Raw genomic sequence first — 22,351 nt, forward strand, 5'->3', positions numbered from 1 at the left:
ATATAGCTGCCGGGGATGAATGCATCTTAAATGATTCCGTCACTTCGGCAATCCGCAAGGACTGAGGGGAACAAAGTGGTCAAGGGCCGTACACCAAGCCAGGTAAGTTTTCATCCATTGGACAAAAACGGTTTCATCCCGCTCTATTACCAGATCCAACGCGCTCTGATGGAGAAAATCCAGTCCGGAGAGCTCTCCGAGGGCGATCCGCTTGCTTCCGAGGAAGAACTTTCTCGCCAGTATCAGGTGAGCCGTATGACGGCGCGTCAGGCGCTGCATGGGCTGAAAACCAGCGGCTACGCTTTCAGCGAAAAGGGCCGGGGCACCTTTGTGACGCGACCGAAGCTGGAAAAGAACATCATGCATTTGCAGGGGTTTACCGAGGAGATGCGGCAGCGCGGCATGAAACCAAGTTCCCGTCTGTTAGAGCAGGCCGTGATCACTCCGAATGATGACCTGGCCCAGCGGCTCAAGCTTGAGAAGGATGACAAAGTGCTGCATCTGCGCCGCCTGCGCCTGGCAGACGGGACCCCCATGGCCATCGAGGATTCACATATTCCGCTCAAGCACTTTCCCGGGCTTGAGCGTCTGGATTTTTCCCGGCACTCCCTTTACCAGACGCTGCGTGAGCGCTACGGCGTGCGCGTGGGCTACGCCGATGAAACCATTGAGGCGCTGGCCGCCACCAAGCAGGAGGCCGAATTGCTGACGATTCCTCGCAAGGCCAGCATTCTTTCCATCACGCGCGTGATCATGACCACACAGGAGACGCCGGTCGAAGCGGCCTGCTCGCGTTATCGTGGCGATCGCTACCGCGCTTCCATCCGGGTTCCGATGACGGCCATTGAATGATCGGCTGAACAAGCATGAAGGAGTGGGACGCGATTGTCGTCGGTGCTGGTCCCGCAGGCTGCGCCTGTGCCTATGACCTTGCCATCCGCGGGAGGTCTGTTCTGCTGCTGGACAGGGCGGTCTTTCCGCGCCGGAAGGCGTGTGCCGGCGGTCTGACTGTCAAGACGCTGCGCGCTCTGCGGTATCCCGTGTCGCCTGTGGTGCGCTGCAATGTCCAGAAGATTCATCTGGAGCGACCCGGTTACGCGCCCATGGTGGTGCGAAGTGGCAAGACCATCTGTGTAATGACGGTGCGCGAAGAGCTGGACGCCTACTGCCTCAGAAAAACGCTGGAGGCCGGGGCCAGCCTACAGAAGATTCACAGCATCCAGCGCATTGTCCGGGATGCACGTGGTGTTTCAGTTGTCACGCCGGAAGGTGAATGGCGGGGCCGTTTTCTGATAGGGGCCGATGGAGCAAACAGTACGGTGCGCCGTCTCATAGGCGATACGGGCTGGTTTCGCAGAGGCTTTGCTTTAGAGGCGCACGTTGTCACGGGCGAGCAAGACACAGGCCTGGTTTTTGATTTCTCCCCGGTCGAGAATGGGTACGGGTGGGTCTTTCCCAAAGGAGACCACCTGAACATCGGGCTGTATGCGGCAGGTCCTGTGTTGGGAATGGGCCGAAGCAAGCTGGCTGACTACATTGCCGGCCGTTCCGGCGCTGGGGCCAAGGCGGCAGACTTTTCCGGGCAGCATCTTGGATTCGGGGCCGCAGGGCACTCCCCGGCTGAGGACCGCGTGTTTCTGGTGGGAGATGCCGGGGGATTTGCCGATCCGCTGACCGGGGAGGGTATCTACGGCGCTGTTGTCAGTGGACAGGCTGCGGCTTCTGCGGTCCTGTCCGCCCTGGAACATGGCGTCGATGCGAAAGAGAGCTTTGTCGCGCTCACAGCAAAGCTGCGGGCCAATCTTGGCCTTGCCGAGCGGCTGGCAGCTTCTTTCTACCGACAGCCTGAAAATGGCCTCCGTGCGATGCGTCTCCCGCTTGTCCGCAGTGCGGTGCTGCGCAGTTATGCGGAGGGGTTCAATCTGTTCCGGATTACAAAAATGGTACGCCGCGTTTTCCCGTCCATTGCGGGCGAGCGGGGATGACATCCGGGAAAAATCTGTGCATGGTATGTGTGCGGCTTGATATGCTTCAAGCAGTGAAGCTGAAAGACCTCCCTCTTCCTAAACTCTGTTTTTCTGCAACGTTGGGGCTGCTGCTGGTTCCCGGCGGCTGTATGCGGAAGCCCTCTGCCGAGAATCCTGAAGCGGCAAAACAAGCACAACAGGCCCAGGCCAGCAAAAAGGCCCAGATGGATGCTGCGCGGGAAACCCTGGATGCGGTACCGCCTCCGGCAAAAAGCCGTTATATGGCGGTCCATGAGGCTGCCAACTGGAACAATCCATTTCTGATTGTGGGCAGTGAGAACCTTACGCTCCGCGTGGAGTATCCCGACCCGGTGCATAGCAACGCATTGCCCAGTACGATGCTGAAGCCGGCCAGGGCGCGCCGTCAGGAGCTGACGATTCGCATCGCCGACCTCCCCGACGCGCTCAGCTCGCTGCCTGCCGAGGAATGGCCCTACGGAAGAGTGGTGGCGGTGGAAGAAGACCCGGCCGAGACCCCCTCGAACCGTCTCCAGGTGCGCAGAAACATTGAGACGACGGTACAGATGCTGAACAATCTGGGTGTGGTCGTTTACGAGTGGCCCTTCAAGGGCTGAGTCAGCGGACCAGACGAAGCGATGGCGGCTGGCGTTTTGCCCGATGGAGAGTCGCTCTAGTGTTGCTGTGCACAACGGCCAGCTTTTCGCGGTCCAGGATCTTGCGCAATTGGTTGCGGGCGTGCGTTGCCCAGGGACCGATAGGGTCCAGTTTTAGATAGGCCGTCCAGTGGCGCAGTGCTTTTCTCCGCTGGCCGGTCCGCTCATAGGCAAGGGCCAGGTTGTAGTGGGCGTCCGCATAGGTAGGCACCAGGCGAATGGCGGTGGTGTAGGCTTCAATCGCTTCGGGCAGCTTCTTCAGCTCATCCAGAACATTGCCCAGATCAAAATAGGCCAGAGCATATTCCGGGTCCGCCAGAGTGGCCTGACGATAGAGGTGTTCAGCCTCGGTGAACTCGCGCTGATGATAAAAAATCGTGCCCAGGTTGATGCTGGCGGGCGCATGAGAAGGATCGAGGGCAAGAATTTCGTGATAGATGCGGACTGCGTCGCCGGTCTTACCCGTCTCCTCGCACCGTACCGCCTCCAGAAAAAGACGGGTTGTCTGGGCTTCCCGCTGGGTGGGGGTCAGAATGGAACCGCTCACGTTGGCGGGATCATGGCTATGCTCGCCGTCAAAATCAAAGACAAACTGGCGGGCAATGGGTTCCATGATGACGCCGGAGTGCCGGAAGATGAGCCGGGACCCGCGCCGCACGGTGCTGGCCTCAAGCAGAGGATTGGCCATTCCGGAGACTGAGCGCATGGCAGAGATCGAGGCGCGGATACTGGCCGCAGAGAGGCGCGTGGCGCGAAGGTCGCGCAGCTTGCGCAACTGGACAAGGTCCTGAAAGCTATAAGTTTCCCTGGGAGCTATAAGTCCGCTGCGCTCCCATCCGCGCAACTGCCTGGGATGGATGCGCAGGATGCGCAGCACATCCTGACGGCTATATCCAGTCACAAACCGCGTCTCCCCCTGTTCTGAGGCGATTATGCGTTGTCAAGGAAAAACACACAAGGGGTTGTATATGAAAATCAGTGGATAACCAGGTACTGAATCCGAATCCCAACCCCCTTTCCCAGGCGCTTTGGCCGTTCAGGGCCATCCATAGGTGGAATTTCCGCTTGAAAAGCGTATTGAAATACGATAACGTTCCATCCACTTCAGTAATCCGCAGGAAGGCGCTGTTGAGGTCCCCTGCGTAAACCAGGACGGAAGGGAGAATTGCATGTTCGTAATTATCTGGTGGATCATCGTCGGCCTGATTGCAGGATGGATCACCGGCAAGATCATGAAGGGTAGCGGCTATGGTGCGCTGATGGACATTGTCATCGGCATCATCGGGGCGCTGATTGGCGGATTCATTATGCGCCAGCTGGGCTTCGCAGGCCAGGGAGGCATGATTTACACCATTCTGGTGGCTGTGCTGGGCGCAGTCATCCTCACCCTGTTGCTGCGGCTGATCTCCGGGAGAAGAGCCACCTAGCCGCGCTCTTTTCCCTGCGAAATTTTTCGGGGCAGACGTGTCCGGACCTGTCTGCCCCGTTTCTGTGTTCTTGTTGCTGCTTAACTGGAAAGGCCCAGCTTGCGGAAGGCCGCTTCTGCCTTCGCAGCAACGGCCTCAGAGTTTTCTTCGAGCGAGTAGTGGATTTCAAGCACTCCGGCGGGGGTCCGAGGAGCGGACCGCAGTTCGCTCATGGTCTCTTCCCATGGCACTGTACCGTCGCCCGGCCAGAGGTGCTCATCGCGACCGCCTTTGTTGTCGTGCAGATGCGATGAGTAAATGTGCGGGCGTAGTTCGCTGAGGACGGGAGCAACGCCCTCCCCAAGGTGTGCGTGTCCAACGTCAAGGCAGACGCCGATGTCGCCAAAGTGGCCCACATTGAGGATTTCCAGAATATTTTGCGGCTGGGTCACCTCGTTCTGGATGTTCTCAACCAGCAGCTTGACGCCCAGGGGGTTGGCAAAAGCCCGGAGATGTTCCAGCGCGGTGAGCGAATTTTCCAGCGACCGCGTATTCCAGGTGTCCTCTCGCTCGCCCAGATGGAGGATGAGATAACGGAAGGGGACCTGCTCGGCGACCTCCAGCGCTCGCTTGATTTCATCCATGGCCTCGACACGCCGTGATTTTTCCGGGTGGATGACATTGACGGCTGGTGCACCGCCGCGTCCCATCTCCAGGTCGGGGAAGAGAGGTGCATGCATGGAGAAGGGTTCCACCGGGTTGGATTTGAACCAGTCGGCCATCTCCCGAACATGGGCACGGCTGGTGTAGTCAAAGTGCTGCCGGGCCGCAAAAAGCTCTACACCCTGTGCCCCGGCGCGGGCAAAGAGTTCCAGAAATCCAGGATGCAAACGGTGGCGCAGGAAGATGTGCGTGGAAATGACCTTAAGCATATGAAGGCAGTGCGTGTGCTGTTTCTATCTTCTCATTAAACCGGAGGCGCACCGTCCACGATGTGCACACCTGCCGGAGGCTGGAAAAGAAAAGCGCTGTCCGGGGCCGGAGCATTCGGGACCTCGTCACTGAAGAGAAAAGTGTTGACAATGCCATCCGTCTCCTCAATCCGCATGGACTGAATGGTACCGTCTGCACGCGCGGTAATGGAGACCGAGGCGATGCGCTGTTCCATCCCTTTGGGAACACCCATGAGGACATAGCTTCCATTTTCTGCCGGAGCCAGGCGCAGGGAGCCGAGCTCCTTCTCAAGCTGCGTATGTCCCAGCAGAAAGCGCAAGGGAGAGCGGAGGTCGTCGAGTTTTTTTACCGGAACCCGCGGGACCTCCGTGTCTCCGGGAGAATAAAAGTAGGCATTGTGCCCATCCAGCACAAAGAGCTTGCCGGCTGGGGTGGAATAGGTCCAGCGCATTTTCTGCGGCTTTTTCAGCAGGAGTACTCCGCTTTCGCTACGGTGCATGCCCATCCCATCGAACTTCTGCGTAAAGTGTACGGACAGAGAATGCAGCGAATTGTAGTGCCGGTCTACGACGGCTGCGAAAGCTTGCGGGCTAACAACCTGGGCATGCACACGCGAAGAAAGGCAAAGTGCAGCGAGCAGCAGAAGCCCACGTCGCTTTGCCGAGAAGCACAGGCGATGTCCTGCGCCTTGCCATCGGCTTTCCCGCTTTTGCCGGCCCATTTTCTCGTATTCTGTTAAATTTTTCAAAAATAAGGACCTGAGAAGAATGATGGAAAAAAGCGGCGTTCCGGCCGGAGATGGCACTCGAATGCGGTCCTCTCCGCGGAGCTTTCTTACGGGCGAACCTGGCCGCCCGGGGGGGCATACGAAGTAGGCCCTACTGGATCGGTACCGTACAGTTAGTGCCCCCCGCCGGATCGGCTTTAATTTCCCCGGTCATATCAATACAGAAGCCGCGGTGCCCGGTTTTGCCTACGGCCTGAGGGACCGCAGTGGCCTCATAGCTGGTGTACATGTCCTGATTATTCACCGTGGTTTTCTGGCAGTTGGTGATGTTGAAGGTGTATCCAGCCTTGGAGCCGGAGGCCAGATCGCGCTGAAGTAATTGTGCACTTTGCGCACTGGGAGGCCCGGCGCTGGCGTCACCGCCAAGGGCCTGCAGGGAGCAGGCAAAGCCATTGGCTGGGTAGTTGGTCTGGTACTGGATCTCCGCCTGATAGATGGCGCGCAGGGACTGGATGGCCGAAGTCTCGTTGGCCTGGCTGCGAAGATTGAGCATATTCGGGATAGCAATGAGCATGAGGATGAGCATGATGGAGATAACAATGAGCAGCTCCATCAAGGTGAACCCAGACTCAGGAAGGTTGCATCCGTCATACCGCCTGCGGCGCGGGGAAAGAGATTGGGTCAGCAGAGTGATCAAAGATTTGTGCATGTTGGGTGATACTTTCCGCCTGTCGAGAGAAATGCTAAATGAATAAGACGCGCAACGCCAGCCAAGCGCTCCATCAAAGGGCCTGGGATGCAGAATTCCGAAACTGGCCAGGCTGGACGCTGGCAGCGAACAGGAGTCCCCATCGCCCGTATGGTTTTCTGGAGCAATCGAGGAGATTGAAATACGGAATTCCATACATAAAAGCGGTGCTCTCTGCAGCCTGTATTTACGATTTCGTAAATATACTCATCTGCAAACTATTCTTTTTGAGCACTTTGCACTCTCATTTCAACGCAGTTAACGGTTTGGTACATCTGTTGCATAGTTCATTATTAGTTTAAAGGGCTGCGGCATTCGTTGTCCGTAGGTTCCGTATTCACACAAGTCAATTTTTTGCCGTAGTTCCTGGGACAGGGGGAAATGGTATGAAGAGTTGTTCTTGTGGGCGGCGCCTTCAGGCGCTCATCTTTGGCCTTGTGTTTCTCTCGTTCTGTTGGTTTCTGCCAACGCAAACGGCTTCCGCGCAAAATGTATATGCGGCAATCCACGGTACGGTGTCTGACCCTACCGGCGCGGTGATCCCGAATGCTAATGTCACGGTACTCAACACCAGTACGGGGATATCTTCCCAGCAGACGACCGATAGCAAGGGCTACTACATTTTCCCGCAGCTGGCCATTGGCGGCCCGTATTCGATTACGATCTCTGTTTCCGGGTTTCAGACATTCAAGGTTGCTGGACTGACGTTGCAGCTCAATGATAATCGCGAGGTCAATGCGGTCCTCAGGCCGGGCGAGGTCTCGCAAAGTGTAGAAGTGAATGCTGCGGCCGTACAGGTAGAAACCTCGGATTCTCAGGTAAAGGACACAATTACGGGCAGCCAGATTGTCCAGCTTCCTTTGCTGGGCCGTGATGCCACGGTCCTGCAAAAGATCAGCCCGGGCACGGTCGAGTCCTCAGACCGTTTTGGCAATTATTCGGCGAATGGGTCCCAGACCCAGGAAAACAGTTATTTGCTGGATGGGGCCGACGTCAACGATGCGCCTCTTCAGACCCAGGCACTCATTATCAATCCGGACGCAATTCAAGAGGTCACTTTTGTAACGGGCACGCAGAACCCGGAGTATAACCGCAATTCAGGCGCCATTATTAACCAGACGATCAAGAGCGGCACCAATTCTTTCCATGGAGATGCCTTCGAGTTTTACCGGGACACCTTCCTCAACAATGGAAACTACTTTTCTACTTCAAGGCCTGTATTTCACCAGAACCTTTTCGGAGGGACGCTGGGTGGTCCGGTCCTCAGAAACCGGTTGTTCTTTTTTCTCGCTTACCAGGGACTGCGGAATGCAACAGCGGCCACAACCGTCACGAGTGTGCCGACAGATGCGCAGCTGGGACGGAACAGCTCTGGCTATGCAGACCTGACCAACGACAACAATGTTGCGAACAATGGGACCAACGGCACGGTAGGACTGACGTCAAACCCCCTTCCCTTTGCTTTGCAGGGACCGAATGGGACCTGCCTGGCGGGGACACCGTGGAACAGTTGTTTTTCGGGGCCTGCGATCCATGTGCCGGTCACAAATTTCAACTCCATCTCTTCGACCTTGCTCAATAAATATGTGCCTTCTCCGAACTACAACGGGGCCTTTTATAACTTCAACGCCGCCAGTACGGCAGGCGCGGACCAAGGAGTGGTGCGGGTCGACGCAAAGCTGACGGACAACGATGCCCTGTGGGCCTCAAGCATCTTTCAGTCCAATCCCAGCGTCAACGCGCTGCCGTTTACGGGCGCTACCCTGCCGGGGTTTGCTCAGGATGCTGCACGGCACATCAAGATATTCAGCGCTTCGTGGACGCATACCTTCAACCCCACGACTTTAAATGAGCTGCGGGCCGGGTATTATCGCTTTAATTTCGCCGCGGTCGAACCAGTGGCGGTCCAGCCGCCTTCGAGTCTCGGGTTCCAGATTAACCCGCAGAATCCAGCGGCCGCTTCGATTCCGAAGATTAGTGTCACGGGATACTTTACGCTCGGTTTCAGCAACAATGGACCGCAGCCCCGGCTGGATGCAAACGAAGACTATGCTGACAATTTCACCAAGATTGTCGGAAACCATAATCTGATGTTTGGAGCGCATGTGGAGCGCTTTACGGTGCACAATCCGTTTTATGCCAACCTGAACGGGAATTACGGCTTTAGCGGCAGCGGCGCCTTTACCTCAGGCGATCCCTTGCTGGATTTTCTGGTGGGTATTCCCAGCTCATACGCGCAGGGTTCGGGTGCGGAGATTGATGCCCGCTCGTGGGAGATCTACGGCTACGCGCAGGACAACTGGAAAATCAATAGCTCGTTTACGTTGAATTTTGGCACCGGGTACGACATTGAGACCCCATTCGCCAACCTGCAATACGGAGGAAAAGCAGTCATCTGCTTTACGCCGGGTGCGCAATCCAAGGTATTTCCCACGGCCCAGCCGAGCCTGCTTTATCCTGGCGACCCCGGTTGCAACAACATGGGTGGTGCGACTACAAAATACGACCATTTTTCTCCTCGCGTGGGTTTCGTATGGTCGCCCTCAGGAGAGGCAGGATGGCTGACGGGTCCATCCGGAGCACACAAATTTTCAGTTCGCGGTGGATTTGGCTTGTACTTCAATCGGGATTCGGAAGAGGCCCAGTTGCAGAACCTGGAAGATCCTCCCTTTGGGACCACCAGCACCGGGGCCACAGATGTGGGCGGCAGCCCGAGTTTTGCCAATCCTTTCCAGGACGTTGCAGGACGAGCGGGCATGTCGGAACCAAACAAATTTCCTTACAGCTTCCCCACTGCCGGACAGACCATCAACTTTTCGCAGTTTGTGCCTTATGATCTGAGCACCATCTCGCCTTCCTACGATGTTCCGTATGCCTATAACATGATGCTTCAGATACAGCGGGAACTGCCCGGCAATCAGGTGTTGACGGTTGGCTACATCGGGTCACTCGGGCGGCATCTGGTCAGGGCATATGAAGCGGACCAGATTACTCCAAGTGGACATGCCGCCGCCGTGGCAGCTTGTAATGCCATGGGAGAAAGTTCCTGCTTGTCCAACCTGGCGGCACACCTTTCTTTAACGGCCCCGCAATGGTTTACTGAAACCTCAGGGAATTTCCTCTCAGTCGGGCAGGTCCGTACCGATGGCTCCTCCAATTACCACTCGCTGCAGGCGAGCCTGAATAAGCAGCTAAGTCATGGTCTGTATTACATCCTGTCTTACACATACAGCCATGCTCTGGACAATGGGTCCAGCTTTGAAAGTTCAGGCTTTGCCAACGGCAATGACCTTGCAGGTACAAACTGGGTTCCGGGGTTCCAGTATCTTAGCTATGGAAACTCGGAGTATGACGCACGGCATCGTTTTGTAGCGGCCTATGGTTATACCGTACCGCTGCCCCAGTCCTGGAAGGAAAACTACTTTGTAAACGAAATCCTGGGTGGATGGAACCTCTCTGGCATCACCACGCTTCAAACCGGGAACCCGGTTTCGATCGGTGATATTGGGCTGAACTCGTCGCTGTATTGTAATGATGCCAGTTTTGCCTTCTACGCCTGCCCTGATACACCTGTGACCTCGACCTTCCACATTGCTGTAAAAAACCCGCGGTCGGCCGGCAATTACTGGTTTGACCCCTCTGTATTTTCGCCCGAACCTCTGGGCACCTTCGGAAATGTGAAGAGGAATTTCTTCCATGGTCCTGGATTCAATTACACGAACATGGCCCTCTTCAAAGACTTTCCTTTGGGCCGTGCGGACAGCCCCAGGTATATCCAGTTACGGCTGGAGAGCTTTAACGTCTTCAACCATGCAAACTTTGCCGGGCCAGACGGGAATCTAACGGACGGTCCGCTGTTTGGAAAAATCACTTCTGTGATTACTCCGGTGGCGGACGGTGGCGCGGGAGATCCGCAACCAGGCCGTGCAGTGCAACTGGCTGCGAAGATCTATTTCTGAAGCCTGATCAGGGATGGAGTGCGGATCGAGGACGGCGATCAGCACTCCAACTGACTGCGCGTGAGTTTGACGCCGTCCAGACGGCCGAGCAGGGTGACGGCGACCAGCTCCGGCTGGAAGAGCTGGTTAGCCATCGCCATGACCTGATCTTCTGTAATGGACTCGACGCGGTCCAAAATCTCCTGCATACCAAAGAAATGGTCGAAATACATCTGCTGGCGCGCCAGGTTGGACATGCGCGACATCGAGCTTTCGAGTGAGAGCAGCAGGTTGCCCTTGAGCTGGTCTTTGGCGCGACGGAGCTCGTCGGAAGGCAGCGGTTCGGTCTTGAGGCGGCGGAACTGCTCCATGACCAACTGCACCACCTGGATGGCGCGGTCGGCCGATGTGCCAGCGTAAACACAGAGTGAGCCTGTGTCCCGGTATGGGTTCAGGTCGCTGTAAATGGAGTAGGCCAGGCCGCGTTCTTCGCGCACGGTCTGGAAGAGGCGCGAACTCATGCCCCCGCCCAGGATGGTATTCAGCACCAGAGTGGCATAGCGGGTTTCATCAGCGATGGGCGGAGCAGGCACGCCCAGGCAGAGCTGTACCTGTTCCAGGGCCTTCTTGTTCCTGAGGATGATGCGGGCCGCCGTACGGGGCGGGGCCTGTGCCGTCACAGGGGTCCCGGCAGGCAGCGATTCAAAGCGGCGGGTGACCTGCTCGACGAAAGCGTCATGGTCGATGTTTCCCGCGGCGGAAAAGATCATATTGCCGCCATGGAAGCGCTGTCCGTAAAAATCAAAGAGCGTGTCACGCTCAAAACGGCGCACGGTCTCGCGGGTGCCAAGGATCGGGCGCCCCAGCGGATGGTCTTTCCAGAAGTTCTGCGTAAAGATTTCATGGACGAGATAGTCAGGGTTGTCCTCGTCCATCTTGATTTCTTCAAGGATCACGCCGCGTTCACGGGAGATTTCATCGCTGGAGAAGACAGGATTGAGCACCAGGTCGGAGAGGATGTCGAGGGCGACCGGGACGTGCTCGTCGAGGACCTTGATGTTGAAGCAGACCGTCTCCTTGCCGGTAAAAGCATCAAGATTGCCGCCGATGGCGTCCACTTCGCGAGCAATCAACTGTGCGGAGCGGGACTTGGTACCTTTAAAGACCATGTGCTCCACGAAATGGGAGATTCCATTGATCTCCGGTGTCTCGTGACGAGAGCCGGTGCGGATCCATACGCCCATGGCGACGGAGCGGATGTGTCCCATCTTCTCGGTGAGGATGGTCAGCCCGTTGGGCAGGGTGGTACGGCGGATATTGCGTTCGTTGTCCATCGTGCTTTACATGGATGCTGCCGGGGCGTCAGGGAGATTCGGTGAAGGTTGCGTTATGCTGTCTCTATATGCCGCCGGGCAGGAAAAACTCTGTTACTATTTTAGACGCTCCGGCATCCCCTGCGTTCCAGACTCTTTTTGGCCTTAATTTTCAACAACTTGCACAGCTAACCCAAGGGCTTTCCGCCCCGAACTACCGGACCAGACAGCTTGCCGATGCTCTCTATCGTCAGTGGGTTGAAAGCCTGGATGAGGTCTCTACATGGCCCAGATCACTGCGCGAATCCCTGGCCGCAGCCGGATATCGCGTCGGATTGCCGCAGATTGTGGAGGTGTTCCGGTCCGTGGACGGAACAGAGCGCTATCTGATTGCTGCGGGTGATGGTCAGACGGTGGAGACAGTCTGGATGCCGGAGGGTGATGGCGGCGAGCAGGGCGATGGATCCGAGGCGCAGAATGATTTCCGGCGGGCAACGATCTGCGTCTCCAGCCAGATTGGCTGTGCAGTGAACTGCCAGTTCTGCCTGACAGCCAAGCTGGGCATCCTGCGCAATCTTACAGCAGGAGAGATTGCCGGGCAGGTGGTGGCCGTACTGAAGCGGCAGAGGTTTGCGATCGGCAGGCAGCGCATCAATCTTGTTTTTATGGGAATGGGTGAGCCGTTCCTGAACTATGACGAGCTGATGGCGGCTGTGCGTCTGCTGGTGGAAGAAGTCGGCATCCCGGAATCACGGATGACCGTTTCCACTTCAGGGATTGTGCCGGGCATTCTGCGCTTTGCACAGGAGAAGGTGAGGCCGAAGCTGGCGATCTCACTCAATGCACCAAATGACGGGATACGTTCGGAAATCATGCCCATTACCCGCAAGTGGAAGATTGCCGAGATCATAGAAGCAGTGCGGCAGGTCCCGCTGCGGCCCAAAGAAAAGATCACCTTTGAATATGTACTTCTAGGGGGACGGAATGATCGTCTGTCAGACGCCGATGAGGTGGTGCGCCTGGTGCGGAAAGCCAACCTCCCTCTGAAGGTGAACCTGATTGTCTGGAACCCAGGGCCGGAGATGCCGTTCCATATGTCGGATGCGGAGACAGTCGCACAGTTTCAGCAGCGCATTCGGGCGGGCGGTGTTCCGGCCTATGTCCGACGCCCTCGCGGTCGGGACATTTATGCCGCTTGCGGGCAGTTGAAGCGGACCGTGGAACTGTGAGGAAATGCCGCTCCTGCCCTAAGGAGAACTCTGCGGGTGCCTGTCAGCTGCGGCTGCGCAGATGGGTGAGGTCCTCCGGAGTATCCAGATCGAAGGCGCCTTCTGGGAAGTCCACGAAAGGGCTTTGCTGGTGATCGCGAGCGATGATCAGACGCGCGCCTGTATCTCCCGTGATTGCCTTCAGTTCAGCGAACAGCGTTCGGTGGAAGATGGCCGGGACGCCGAGCCGGTCCGCATAGCGGGCGGCGGTGACGGGAGCACCGGACTGCCGACTCAATTTCAGAAGAGACTGAAGGACCCCAAGCGAAAGATACGGCTGGTCGGAGAGCAGAAGAAGGACCCGCTCTGGCTGGGCCTTCTCGATGGCCTCGACGCCGCAGCGCAGGGAAGAACCCATTCCTGTGGACCATTTCGGGTTGACGACAGAGAGCACATCGAGGTCCTGGAGCGTCTTCCGCATCTGCGCGGCCTGAAAGCCGAGCACCACGACGACAGGAGAGGTGCCGGCCTCCAGGGCCAGGCGGGCCGAGCGGTGAAGCAGCGTTTCGCCATGAAGTTGCAAAAGCTGTTTTGGCTGTCCCAGACGAGCAGAGGCCCCGGCGGCAAGCACAATGGCGGCACACTCAGACATAAGACGCGGCCTGGTGGTCGAGCCTGCTGCGCAACTTCTGCATGGTATCCAGATAAAAGGCCAGATTGTGCAGCGTATTCAGTACTGCGGCCAGCGGTTCCTGGGAGGCCATCAGGTGACGGAGATAGGCGCGGGTATAGCGCTGGCAGACCATACAGGAGCATTGAGGATCCGGGGGGCCTGGTCTTCGGCGAAGCGGCGGTTCTTGATGTTAAGACGGCCTTCGGAGGTAAAAAGGAGGCCATGGCGGGCGGCTCGTGTGGGCAGCACGCAGTCCATCATGTCCACCCCCATTTCTGCATACTCCACGATTTCATCCGGATAGCCTACGCCCATGACATAACGGGGCTTGTCCTTGGGCAGAAGAGGCAATGTTTCAGCGATGATTTCTCGTGTCAGATCACGCGGTTCGCCCACGCTAAGGCCACCGATGGCGTAGCCGGGGAAGTCCATCTCGACGAGGCGCTCGGCTGCTTCGCGGCGCAGGTCTTTGAACATGCCGCCCTGCACGATGCCGAAGAGGCTGGGCATGGCGGAAGGGACCACCTCATCTCCCCAGGGGCGCTCTTGCCTGTGTGCGTCAAAATGGCGTTTGCTGCGCGCGGCCCAGCGCAGGGTGAGGTCAAGGGACGCGCGGGCGCGGTGGTACTCTGCCGGGTACTCGGTGCATTCATCGAAGGCCATGACAATGTCAGATCCGAGCGCAATCTGCACGTCCATGGAGTGTTCCGGCGAAAAAAAGTGCAGGCTTCCATCGAGGTGCGAACGAAATGCAACACCGTCTTCGCCGACTTTGCGTAGTTCATTCAGGCTGAAGACCTGGAAGCCGCCCGAATCGGTAAGAATGGGCCGGTGCCAACTCATAAAGCGATGCAGGCCGCCTAGACGCCGGATGAGTTCGTGCCCGGGACGCAGATAAAGGTGATACGTGTTGCTGAGGATGATCTGCGCGTGCAGCTCTTCGAGTAAGTGCTGCGGGACGGCCTTGACCGAGGCGACAGTGCCGACAGGCATGAAAACGGGTGTCTCGACTGCGCCATGCGGCAGCAGCATGGTGGCCCGGCGCGCTGTCCCCTGGGTGGAATGCAAATGGAACGTTAAGGACACTGAGAAAATTGTAGCGGGGATTGAACCCGGGTAGCGAAGGGGTTAATCTTCAGACTATGGTTCCCGTCTTTCCATCTGCTGTCAGGCGTTTCTGTCGCCGCTAAAGTCTGCGGTTTTTGGGCCTATTTTTTCCATTTTTCAGATTTTCAGGAAGGTCGATATGAGGACCCGTAGAACAGGTGTTTTTGCCGGAGTGTTGTTTCTGGCTGCGCTTTTTGCCACCGCTCAGGCCGTGGACACTCACTGGAGAGAGGAGCTTCTGCAATGGCGCGAGCAGCGGGCCAGGCAGCTTTCTGCTCCGGATGGCTGGCTGAGCCTGGTGGGGCTGGAATGGCTGAAACCTGGGCCGAATTCCTTTGGGTCGGCGGCAGACAACCGCCTTCGGCTGCAAGCACCGGTGGATCCGCATCTGGGGGTACTGGAGTTGCGCGGACAGCAGGTGTTTCTTTCCGCTCCTGCGTCCTCGCTGCTTGTGGATGGCGCCCCGGCGAGTCCGGGAAAAATCGAGACCGATGGCAGTCATCCTACGATCATGAGGGCCGGCACGCTGACACTTCTGGTGATCCATCGCGGCGACCGCTACGCACTGCGCATCAAGGACTCTCAGGCAGAGACCCGTATCCACTTTCAGGGGCTTCACTGGTATGCTCCGGACCCGCATTATCGCATTCTGGCAACGTGGGTTCCCTTCCACCCACCGCAAGAGGAAGCCATTCCGACCATCATCGGAACGACGCTGAAGCTGCCGGTACCGGGCATCGCGGAATTTACACTGGATGGACAGGCAGTGCAGCTAGAGCCGGTCCTGGAGGAGCCGGAGGCCCGACAGCTTTTCTTCATTCTGCGCGATACGACGAGCCGCTCCACGACTTATGGCGCAGCGCGTTTTCTTTATACAGATTTTCCGGACCACGGCCTTGATCATCCCGGACATCTGGTGTTGGATTTTAACCGGCTGCAGAATCCTCCCTGTGCCTATACTCCCTATGCGACCTGCCCGTTGCCTCCGGCAAGAAACAGGCTTTCGATCGCATTGCCGGCAGGAGAGATGCGCTATTCGCACTGAAGCAGCAAGCCATGAAAGCAAGGGGCTAGGGTTGCGGAGATGAGGGCGCGGAAGGGGAGGTAGTTCCTGGGCTGGAGCTGAAGGGGCTGGAAGTACTGCCCGATGCTCCGCTGCTTCCTGGGGTAGAAGAGCTGCTCCCGTTCAGATTAGTAGTTCCTCCGAAGAAATTGGCCCGCTGCATCTCTTCCAGAGGATCGTAAACGAACTCCCACTCGTTGTAATGCTTCTGTTGTTTGTACTCCTTGATGGAAGCCTTTTCCAGAGGGATGGCCACGCCCACAATCGGTGTTCCTCCGAAGGTCTGGCTCCCGCCGGAGCTGGAGCTGCCGCTGCTGGGAGAACTGCTGCCGGGCGAGGAAGTCCCTGCTGTACTGCTGTTCCCATTTCCAGCAGAAGAGGAACCGTCGGAGGAGCTGGAGTTGCTGCCGTCAGAGGATGTCGTGCTGCTGGACGAGGACGTCGGAGACGAGCTGAAGAGACCCGAAGGGCTTTGCTGGATACTGCCAAATCCCGTCCCCTGCGGCGTGCCTCCCAGGACGCTGCTGCCCGCCGTCCCGGTATTGGAGAGTGGTTGACCGAAGAGCCCCATAGCTTTTACATGCGCCTGGCCAAAACGGATGACCTTCCAGTCATCTTTACCGGTCATCGGGTCCAGGTAGCGCTTGCGCAGAAAGCGGATGTTATTTGTGTTCGTCAGTTCATCGATGGAGCCCAGATAGCGCCCGAACCTCCGGTAGTAGAGCCGGATGGCCTGACGGTATTGCAGACCGCGGTGAATCAGCTCCTCTTCCTTGTCCCGGCGAATGGCGGCAGCAATGCGCGGCGCAGCCACGGCCAGAGCTATCAGGATGAGCGCCACCATGAAGATGACGGCAAGCAGGATGAACCCTGATTCTCTGTTTGCGGATTGGTGCGGGCGGCCCATAAGGAAGTTTGCGGTCAATTCTGTGTCAACGGCAGCGGTTGTGCATTGTGGTAGGGGATGTCTTCAATCTCCACAGAGAACGGGTTGATCTTCAGCACCCGATAGCGGTGGTCGACCACATCGCCTTCTGAGGCAATGAAGACGTCATCCCCATGGAGCAGAAAGGCCTTGCGTGTTCCGTCCTTGTGCGCCTCATAGCCGAAGAATTTCAAATCAATGGGCGGAGGGGGGGGCGGCCCCTGCGGAAGCTGCGCTGCGCGCTGGCTGGGACGGATGGGAGCATGGACCCGTTCAATGACGGGAGGCGCAGAGAACTGAGAAAAGATGTTGCGTCCCGTGCCGGTGTATTCGAGTGACTCGGCCTGGGCCATCCACTCTGGATGCAGTGTCGGGTCGAGGTTGCCCCCTGCTCCGGGAAGCTTTGTAGCGGCGTGCTCGCCCGTTGTTGCGCGGGCCACAGCAGCGGGGGGCGTGGGCCGCGCCGCGGAAGGCGCAGGCGGGGGAGCTGGGCTTCCTCCGAAGAAATCCACCAGGAAGCGGACCAGCAACACGAGTACGACTGCACCCAGGACGCCGGCGAGCACGACCTTTTTTTTGTCTTCCGAACCAACTTTCAGGGCCATTCAGCGCACCTCCGGAGGGCCGAGCAGTGCGGCCTCTGCATGAGACTGCGCCGGTTCAAGCGTGGCCGGGGGCAGTCCGCTGCCGGAGCGCAGGTACGTGGTCATGCGCAGACGCACATTGACCAAACCGCCTTGCTGCCCATTGAATGCAATCTGGTTGATGATGAAGAAGACGTGATTTTTATCGCGTTCAATCCCATTGATGAACCGCATCAGTGGAGCATATTCGCCGCTCAGGCTGGCATCAATGCGGACTTCGGTCAATCCGTTGATGGCTGGAGAAGGCGTGTATTGCGCGCGGGTGAGCCGGACGCTGTTTTTGGCCGCCAGAGCACCCAGCTCACCGGCCATCGTGGAATAGTTAGGCGAAATCCTCTGATCAAAGAACTTGTCTGCATCGGTACGCGCCTGGTCCACCTTCTTGGGAAGGCCCTCCAGGTGCGACATCTGCGCCTGCAGCTGCATGTAAGTCATGTGCAGGGACCCATATTCTTCTGATTGGTCAGAGCCGGCGTCATGCCAGGCGAAGAAGAGCCGGGTCAGCAGAAACAGGTCAAGGGCCAGAAGGATGGCCACACCGGCCACATGCAGATGAAGCAGGGTAAAGAAACGGCGCAGGTTCATTCCGCCGCTCCTTTCCGTGATTGCCGTGCATCCGGGGGCAGGGTCTCGCCCGCGGAGGAAAGCGGACGGTAATCGGCCAGGATGTCAAAATTTACATCGTTCGACGCGCTTACGGGCATGGACTGGCTGGTCTGGTTGGATGTGGCCAGTGCTTCTCCGGCCAGCCGCGGAGAAGCGAAGTGCCTGGACCGCTCCAGGTTCTTTACCAGTTCGAGGGCCCGCTCGCGCTGTCCGGTGACCCTCATGCGGATGGTGACCCGTCCATCGGGCGACATCTGCGGGTCAATACTCTGTACCTGCACTCCGGCAGGCAGCACAGTTTCAAGGTCTGTCATCGTGGCCGTCCAGGAGAAGGACTTTTGCCGGAAGAGTCCATTCAGGAAATCCGATTGCTCCAGGACGGCGGCATTCTGCGGCTGGCGCATGAGCGCCTGGTAGCTTTGCTGCTGGCGCTGGAGCTGTTCCACGCGTTCCTGCATCGCGCGCACGTGGGCCGTGGCCGCGGCGGCGCGCTGTTTTTCAAGGTGCTGGAGCCAAGCCAGGGGCAGGGCGAGCGCGGCAAGGATGAACATCCACAGGCGCAGACGGGTGTAGATGGGACGCAGCTCGACATAAGGCCGCGAAGCGAGATTGATCGTGATGCGCATTCAGCCTGCCAGCGCTCCTATGACCCCGGCCAGAAAGCACCGGGGAAGGTCTTTGGATTCAGCCACTGCAGCGGCAGGGACCAGGTCGCGGATACGAAACTGCTCCTGCTCCAGAATACGCGCCAGCCCGGCCGCCCCGCCGGGACCGGCGTAAAAGATTTCCTGCGGAGTTGTGGCCAGAGTGTCCTCAAAGTAGGCGAGTGATACGGCCACCGCCTGACGCAGGTCCTCTGCCTGTCGCGCCTCCTCCGCCGGAAGGTCCAGGCTGCGATGCAGCAGGAGTTCTTCTCCCCGTGTGATGGCGGTCGTAACCGAATGACCATTCCGATTGACCACCAGGGCCGGGTCTGGCTGCGTCAACGCCGCCAGAGAAGCCAGTGTGGCGGGAAGGACCGCGCCCGGTTCAAGCCCCGCCCTACGGGCCACTTCTTCATATTCTGCCAGCACAGCCTGCGGCATGGCGGTCACCAGAACATGGGCCTCTTCGGCCGTCTGCCGCATCACCTGATAGCTGATGGCGGCGTCATCGGTATCAAAGGGAACAAGTTTCCGCAGGCGGAAACGCACGACTGCAAGGGCCTCGGCCGGCTTTGCCGGGAGCGTATCGAAATCAAGCAGCAGGACCCGGGCCGCAGCATCCGGGACCACGAGCGTGAGATTTCTTTCGCGCGATCCGAGGTCCTCAACTGCGCGCCGGAGCGCGGCGGCGGCCGCGGCCTTGTCAGCCAGGTTGGCGGCTTTCAGCGAAGGCGCAAGGGCGCCTTCCGGAAGCGGGACAAACGCCGCCGCAGGCTGGCCGGCCTGCGCCAGGTGCGCGGCCACAATGCCCTGCGGCAGAAACTCGCAGGCAAGCGGCGGGCGGCGATGTGTGTCTGGCATCAGGAAGGAGAAGGCCATCAGCGTGTTGCCTCAATAAATGTAACTTTGTTGATTTCCTTGAGCGTAGTGATCCCGCGCCGCACGCGGTCCAGAGCCGACTCGCGCAGAAAACGCATTCCTTCTTTCGCTGCCAGTTTCCGCACTTCGGAGCTGGGTTTTTTGTCCAGAATCATCTCGCGGATCGGATCGGTCAGGTCAAGCAGTTCGTGGATGGCCGTCCGTCCGCGATAGCCTGTGCCGCCGCATTCTATACAGCCTGCGCCTTCGCGGAAATCAAAGTCACGCCACTCGGCGGGATCCAGTCCGCTGTTGATGAGGGTCTCTTCGTCGTAGCGCACCGTGTGGCCACAGTATTCGCAGATGGTGCGCACAAGCCGCTGGGCCAGAATGCAGTTGAGCGCAGAAATGAAGTTATACGGCTCCACGCCCATGTTCAGGAACCGTCCCAGCACGTCGAAGACATTGTTGGCGTGGACAGTGGTAAAGACAAGGTGTCCGGTCAGTGCAGAGTTGATGGCAATCTGTGCCGTCTCCTGGTCGCGGATTTCGCCGACCAGGATCTTGTCCGGGTCGTGGCGCAGAATGGAGCGCAGGCCGCGGGCAAAAGTGAGGCCCTTCTTTTCATTGACCGGAATCTGCGTGACGCCGCGAATCTGGTACTCGACCGGGTCCTCAATGGTGATGATTTTGTCTTCATCGCTCTTGATTTCATTGAGCGCAGCATAGAGCGTGGTCGTTTTGCCCGAGCCAGTGGGCCCGGTGACGAGCACCATTCCGTAAGGCTCACGAATGTAGCGGCGGAAGCGCCGGAGGTCGTCTTCAGCGAAGCCGACGACATCGAGGGTAAGACGGCGGAACTTCTCGCTCATGGACTCTTTGTCGAGCACGCGGAGCACGGCATTTTCGCCGTGCACGGTCGGCATGATGGAGACGCGGAAGTCAATCAGGCGGCCCTTGTAACGTACGCGAAAACGGCCGTCCTGCGGCACGCGGCGTTCGGCGATGTCGAGCTCACTCATGACCTTGATGCGGGAAAGGATGGTCGAATGGTGTTCGCGGGCGATGGGCGCCATTGCCTGCTGCAGCACGCCATCAATGCGATATTTGACGATGACGCCGTCATCGTAGGTCTCGATGTGAATGTCTGAGGCGCGGCGTTCGAGCGCGGTGAAGATGGTGGTGTCCACCAGGCGGATGATGGGGCTGATGTCTTCCTCGGTGGTCAGCTTTTCGATGGTAAGATTTTCGTCCGCATTGTCTTCGCTGGAGAGCACATCGAAGGTCAGACCTTCGGATGCTTCTTCCAGAACGCGCTGTGACTGCTCGGTCTTTTTGAGCAGGTCCGTAATCTGCGATAGCGTGGCCACGCGGGTGACAATGCGCTGGCCGAGGAGGCTTGAAATCTCGTCGAGCACCATGAGGCGGCTGGGGTCGCTGACGGCGATCACCAGCCGGTCTTCCATTTGCTCAAGCGGAACGAAATTGTAGCGAAACATCATGTCCACGGGCACGGTGCGGAACAGGTCGTGCTGGATGCGGAAATGCTTCAGGTCTACAAATTCGCAGTGGTAGCGCGCAGCCAGACGCCTGGCGTGCTCTGCTTCGTCCTGCTCCACGGGAATGAATGCTGGTGCCTGTGCCATAGTACGTCCTTATGTCTGAAAGCCACTTGCCTGGCTGAGGGAGATGATGGGCAGATAGAGCGCGATGAGAATGATGACAACCACCACGCCCATCACAATCAGGATGGCGGGCTCAATGAGCGAAAGCGAAGCAGTCAGCGCGGTCTGCACATCTTCTTCGAAAAATTCAGCTACGGAATTGAGCATCTGCGGCAAGGCCCCGGTGGACTCGCCGACTTCGATCATCTCAGTGGAAAGCTCAGGGAAGACCCGGGTCCCTTCCAGGCTCCGCGCCAGGCTTTTGCCCTCGCGCACGCTGGTGACGGAGGAGAACACGGCCTTTGCAATGCGCTTGCTGGAGATCGAACGTGCTGCGGTTTCCAGCGAGGGCACCAGAGGAAGACCGCCAGAGAGCAGCGTGGAGAGGGTGCGGGCAAAGAGCGCCACCTGATACTTGAGCCAGATCTTCCCGAAGATGGGAAGACGAATGCGTACACTGTCGATGCGTTCCGCGCCAGAGTCTGTGCGACTCCAGCGGAAGAGGAGATAGCCGATGAGGGCAAGCGCTGGGAGCACGTAGAACACATATTTCTGCGCCGCATTGCCCAGCGCCAGCAGATACAGCGTAATGGAAGGCAGTTTGGTGCCAATCTGGTCGTAAAGCTGGGCAAAGCGGGGGACCACGAAGCTGATGAGAAAGATAAACAGTCCGAAGACAAGAGTAATCAGCAGTGCCGGATAAATCAGCGAGGCCTGGAGCTTTTTTCTGAAGGCCAGAGACACGCGCTGGAAGGCCAGATAGCGCCCGAGGACCTCTTCGAGATTGCCGCTGCGCTCGCCGGCCAGCAGCGTGGTGGTATAAATCAGGGGAAAGCCACCCTGTGCCTCAAAGGCCGCGGAGATGGATTCGCCGGTGCGCACGCGCGCGGCCACATTCTGCAACTGCGCCGCAAAGGCGGTGTTTTTTTGGTTTTTGGCCAGCATTTCAAGCGAGCCCAGAATGGGCAGGCCGGCGCGAATCAGCGTGAGGAACTGCTGGTTGAAAATCAGAAACGTCTCAAGTTTGACCTTTTTGCGGACCGTGGACAGCCCTCGCGGCTTGACCGAATAGACATAGTAGCCGGCTTGGGCAAAGCGCTGGCGCAGCTCCTCAGCGGAGGCAGCCGACTGCACCTGCTCCTGCACGTGTCCGCGCTCATCGGCCAGCTTGATGACAAACTCTGCCATGTTCTACCAAAATACCAGTTTTGCAGGCCGGACTCGCCTTTTGG

Annotated in this window: 20 protein-coding genes and 1 pseudogene; 7 read left to right on the forward strand and 14 right to left on the reverse strand. The window is 58.2% G+C overall.

Annotated elements, in window-relative coordinates; genetic code table 11:
* The first annotated feature begins 30 nt into the window (after nucleotides 1–30).
* From N655_RS0107660 to N655_RS0107670, 3 genes are read left to right on the forward strand one after another with little or no spacing between them, the layout of a single operon-like run.
* Nucleotides 31–852 carry a GntR family transcriptional regulator gene (locus N655_RS0107660; protein ID WP_081823632.1) on the forward strand — a complete coding sequence of 274 codons (822 nt, stop codon included), beginning with the start codon at nucleotides 31–33 and terminating at the stop codon, nucleotides 850–852.
* 14 nt (nucleotides 853–866) lie between these two features.
* Nucleotides 867–1,985: a geranylgeranyl reductase family protein gene (locus N655_RS17910; RefSeq protein WP_049961325.1), complete on the forward strand. Its 1,119-nt coding sequence runs from the start codon at nucleotides 867–869 to the stop codon at nucleotides 1,983–1,985.
* Nucleotides 1,986–2,005: 20 nt separating this feature from the next.
* Nucleotides 2,006–2,602, forward strand: coding sequence for a hypothetical protein (locus tag N655_RS0107670; RefSeq protein WP_155987545.1), 597 nt, complete (start codon nucleotides 2,006–2,008; stop codon nucleotides 2,600–2,602).
* Between the two features lies 1 nt (nucleotide 2,603).
* Here N655_RS0107670 and N655_RS17915 read toward each other — a convergent pair whose 3' ends face one another.
* On the reverse strand, nucleotides 2,604–3,542 hold the full coding sequence (locus N655_RS17915; protein WP_044934181.1) for a tetratricopeptide repeat protein: 939 nt from the start codon (nucleotides 3,540–3,542) through the stop codon (nucleotides 2,604–2,606).
* 268 nt (nucleotides 3,543–3,810) lie between these two features.
* Here N655_RS17915 and N655_RS0107680 point away from each other — a divergent pair, with 268 nt between their 5' ends.
* A complete protein-coding gene (locus N655_RS0107680) occupies nucleotides 3,811–4,068 on the forward strand; it encodes a GlsB/YeaQ/YmgE family stress response membrane protein (RefSeq protein ID WP_026442510.1) in 258 nt (85 codons plus the stop codon).
* 80 nt (nucleotides 4,069–4,148) lie between these two features.
* Here the strand turns inward: N655_RS0107680 and N655_RS0107685 are convergent, their stop codons facing one another.
* The 3 genes from N655_RS0107685 to N655_RS0107695 form a co-directional block, all read right to left on the reverse strand.
* Nucleotides 4,149–4,979: a sugar phosphate isomerase/epimerase family protein gene (locus N655_RS0107685; protein WP_026442511.1), complete on the reverse strand. Its 831-nt coding sequence runs from the start codon at nucleotides 4,977–4,979 to the stop codon at nucleotides 4,149–4,151.
* A 35-nt stretch (nucleotides 4,980–5,014) separates the two neighbouring features.
* Nucleotides 5,015–5,722 (reverse strand): LolA family protein, encoded by a 708-nt coding sequence (locus N655_RS0107690; RefSeq protein WP_081823801.1) that lies wholly within the window; start codon nucleotides 5,720–5,722, stop codon nucleotides 5,015–5,017.
* A 157-nt stretch (nucleotides 5,723–5,879) separates the two neighbouring features.
* Nucleotides 5,880–6,437, reverse strand: coding sequence for a type IV pilin protein (locus N655_RS0107695; protein ID WP_026442513.1), 558 nt, complete (start codon nucleotides 6,435–6,437; stop codon nucleotides 5,880–5,882).
* Between the two features lie 425 nt (nucleotides 6,438–6,862).
* Here N655_RS0107695 and N655_RS17920 point away from each other — a divergent pair, with 425 nt between their 5' ends.
* Nucleotides 6,863–10,435 carry an outer membrane beta-barrel protein gene (locus N655_RS17920; RefSeq protein WP_049961327.1) on the forward strand — a complete coding sequence of 1,191 codons (3,573 nt, stop codon included), beginning with the start codon at nucleotides 6,863–6,865 and terminating at the stop codon, nucleotides 10,433–10,435.
* Between the two features lie 38 nt (nucleotides 10,436–10,473).
* On the opposite strand, the gene N655_RS0107705 is transcribed toward N655_RS17920, so the two are convergent.
* Entirely contained in the window at nucleotides 10,474–11,748 is a 1,275-nt protein-coding gene (locus N655_RS0107705; protein ID WP_026442514.1) for a M16 family metallopeptidase, read from the reverse strand.
* Nucleotides 11,749–11,789: 41 nt separating this feature from the next.
* On the opposite strand from N655_RS0107705, the gene rlmN reads away from it, so the two are divergent.
* On the forward strand, nucleotides 11,790–12,956 hold the full coding sequence (gene rlmN, locus N655_RS0107710; protein ID WP_238324584.1) for a dual-specificity RNA methyltransferase RlmN: 1,167 nt from the start codon (nucleotides 11,790–11,792) through the stop codon (nucleotides 12,954–12,956).
* Between the two features lie 43 nt (nucleotides 12,957–12,999).
* Here the strand turns inward: rlmN and N655_RS0107715 are convergent, their stop codons facing one another.
* The gene (locus tag N655_RS0107715) at nucleotides 13,000–13,587 is read right to left on the reverse strand and encodes a nucleotidyltransferase family protein (protein WP_026442516.1); all 588 of its coding nucleotides are present in this window, start codon (nucleotides 13,585–13,587) and stop codon (nucleotides 13,000–13,002) included.
* A pseudogene (tgt, locus tag N655_RS17925) lies at nucleotides 13,580–14,640 on the reverse strand (tRNA guanosine(34) transglycosylase Tgt). Before tgt ends, N655_RS0107715 begins: the two are co-directional and overlap by 8 nt.
* A 214-nt stretch (nucleotides 14,641–14,854) precedes the next feature.
* On the opposite strand from tgt, the gene N655_RS0107725 reads away from it, so the two are divergent.
* Entirely contained in the window at nucleotides 14,855–15,760 is a 906-nt protein-coding gene (locus N655_RS0107725; RefSeq protein ID WP_026442517.1) for a DUF1684 domain-containing protein, read from the forward strand.
* A gap of 25 nt (nucleotides 15,761–15,785) precedes the next feature.
* Here N655_RS0107725 and N655_RS0107730 read toward each other — a convergent pair whose 3' ends face one another.
* From N655_RS0107730 to N655_RS0107760, 7 genes are read right to left on the reverse strand one after another with little or no spacing between them, the layout of a single operon-like run.
* Nucleotides 15,786–16,685, reverse strand: coding sequence for a type II secretion system protein (locus N655_RS0107730; RefSeq protein WP_026442518.1), 900 nt, complete (start codon nucleotides 16,683–16,685; stop codon nucleotides 15,786–15,788).
* Between the two features lie 14 nt (nucleotides 16,686–16,699).
* A complete protein-coding gene (locus N655_RS0107735; RefSeq protein ID WP_026442519.1) occupies nucleotides 16,700–17,308 on the reverse strand; it encodes a hypothetical protein in 609 nt (202 codons plus the stop codon).
* Nucleotides 17,309–17,932, reverse strand: coding sequence for a hypothetical protein (locus tag N655_RS0107740; RefSeq protein ID WP_026442520.1), 624 nt, complete (start codon nucleotides 17,930–17,932; stop codon nucleotides 17,309–17,311).
* Entirely contained in the window at nucleotides 17,929–18,579 is a 651-nt protein-coding gene (locus tag N655_RS17930; protein WP_049961328.1) for a PilN domain-containing protein, read from the reverse strand. Before N655_RS17930 ends, N655_RS0107740 begins: the two co-directional genes overlap by 4 nt.
* A complete protein-coding gene (locus N655_RS0107750) occupies nucleotides 18,580–19,476 on the reverse strand; it encodes a hypothetical protein (protein ID WP_044934184.1) in 897 nt (298 codons plus the stop codon).
* Nucleotides 19,476–21,101 (reverse strand): GspE/PulE family protein, encoded by a 1,626-nt coding sequence (locus N655_RS0107755; RefSeq protein WP_026442522.1) that lies wholly within the window; start codon nucleotides 21,099–21,101, stop codon nucleotides 19,476–19,478. Before N655_RS0107755 ends, N655_RS0107750 begins: the two co-directional genes overlap by 1 nt.
* A gap of 9 nt (nucleotides 21,102–21,110) precedes the next feature.
* Nucleotides 21,111–22,307, reverse strand: coding sequence for a type II secretion system F family protein (locus N655_RS0107760; RefSeq protein WP_026442523.1), 1,197 nt, complete (start codon nucleotides 22,305–22,307; stop codon nucleotides 21,111–21,113).
* Nucleotides 22,308–22,351 lie beyond the last annotated feature (44 nt).

The sequence above is a fragment of the Pseudacidobacterium ailaaui genome (assembly GCF_000688455.1).
GTDB lineage: Bacteria > Acidobacteriota > Terriglobia > Terriglobales > Acidobacteriaceae > Pseudacidobacterium > Pseudacidobacterium ailaaui.

Excerpts from the sequence above, each read along its gene's own strand:
- N655_RS0107735 (WP_026442519.1), bottom strand. The coding sequence starts at position 17,308 with ATGGCCCTGAAAGTTGGTTCGGAAGACAAAAAAAAGGTCGTGCTCGCC.
- N655_RS0107660 (WP_081823632.1), top strand. The coding sequence starts at position 31 with ATGATTCCGTCACTTCGGCAATCCGCAAGGACTGAGGGGAACAAAGTG.
- N655_RS17920 (WP_049961327.1), top strand. The coding sequence starts at position 6,863 with ATGAAGAGTTGTTCTTGTGGGCGGCGCCTTCAGGCGCTCATCTTTGGC.
- N655_RS0107750 (WP_044934184.1), bottom strand. The coding sequence starts at position 19,476 with ATGGCCTTCTCCTTCCTGATGCCAGACACACATCGCCGCCCGCCGCTT.
- N655_RS0107740 (WP_026442520.1), bottom strand. The coding sequence starts at position 17,932 with ATGAACCTGCGCCGTTTCTTTACCCTGCTTCATCTGCATGTGGCCGGT.
- N655_RS0107685 (WP_026442511.1), bottom strand. The coding sequence starts at position 4,979 with ATGCTTAAGGTCATTTCCACGCACATCTTCCTGCGCCACCGTTTGCAT.
- N655_RS0107760 (WP_026442523.1), bottom strand. The coding sequence starts at position 22,307 with ATGGCAGAGTTTGTCATCAAGCTGGCCGATGAGCGCGGACACGTGCAG.
- N655_RS0107705 (WP_026442514.1), bottom strand. The coding sequence starts at position 11,748 with ATGGACAACGAACGCAATATCCGCCGTACCACCCTGCCCAACGGGCTG.
- N655_RS0107715 (WP_026442516.1), bottom strand. The coding sequence starts at position 13,587 with ATGTCTGAGTGTGCCGCCATTGTGCTTGCCGCCGGGGCCTCTGCTCGT.
- N655_RS0107730 (WP_026442518.1), bottom strand. The coding sequence starts at position 16,685 with ATGGGCCGCCCGCACCAATCCGCAAACAGAGAATCAGGGTTCATCCTG.
- N655_RS0107680 (WP_026442510.1), top strand. The coding sequence starts at position 3,811 with ATGTTCGTAATTATCTGGTGGATCATCGTCGGCCTGATTGCAGGATGG.
- N655_RS0107690 (WP_081823801.1), bottom strand. The coding sequence starts at position 5,722 with ATGGGCCGGCAAAAGCGGGAAAGCCGATGGCAAGGCGCAGGACATCGC.
- N655_RS17930 (WP_049961328.1), bottom strand. The coding sequence starts at position 18,579 with ATGCGCATCACGATCAATCTCGCTTCGCGGCCTTATGTCGAGCTGCGT.
- N655_RS17910 (WP_049961325.1), top strand. The coding sequence starts at position 867 with ATGAAGGAGTGGGACGCGATTGTCGTCGGTGCTGGTCCCGCAGGCTGC.
- N655_RS0107695 (WP_026442513.1), bottom strand. The coding sequence starts at position 6,437 with ATGCACAAATCTTTGATCACTCTGCTGACCCAATCTCTTTCCCCGCGC.
- N655_RS0107670 (WP_155987545.1), top strand. The coding sequence starts at position 2,006 with ATGGTATGTGTGCGGCTTGATATGCTTCAAGCAGTGAAGCTGAAAGAC.
- N655_RS0107755 (WP_026442522.1), bottom strand. The coding sequence starts at position 21,101 with ATGGCACAGGCACCAGCATTCATTCCCGTGGAGCAGGACGAAGCAGAG.
- N655_RS0107725 (WP_026442517.1), top strand. The coding sequence starts at position 14,855 with ATGAGGACCCGTAGAACAGGTGTTTTTGCCGGAGTGTTGTTTCTGGCT.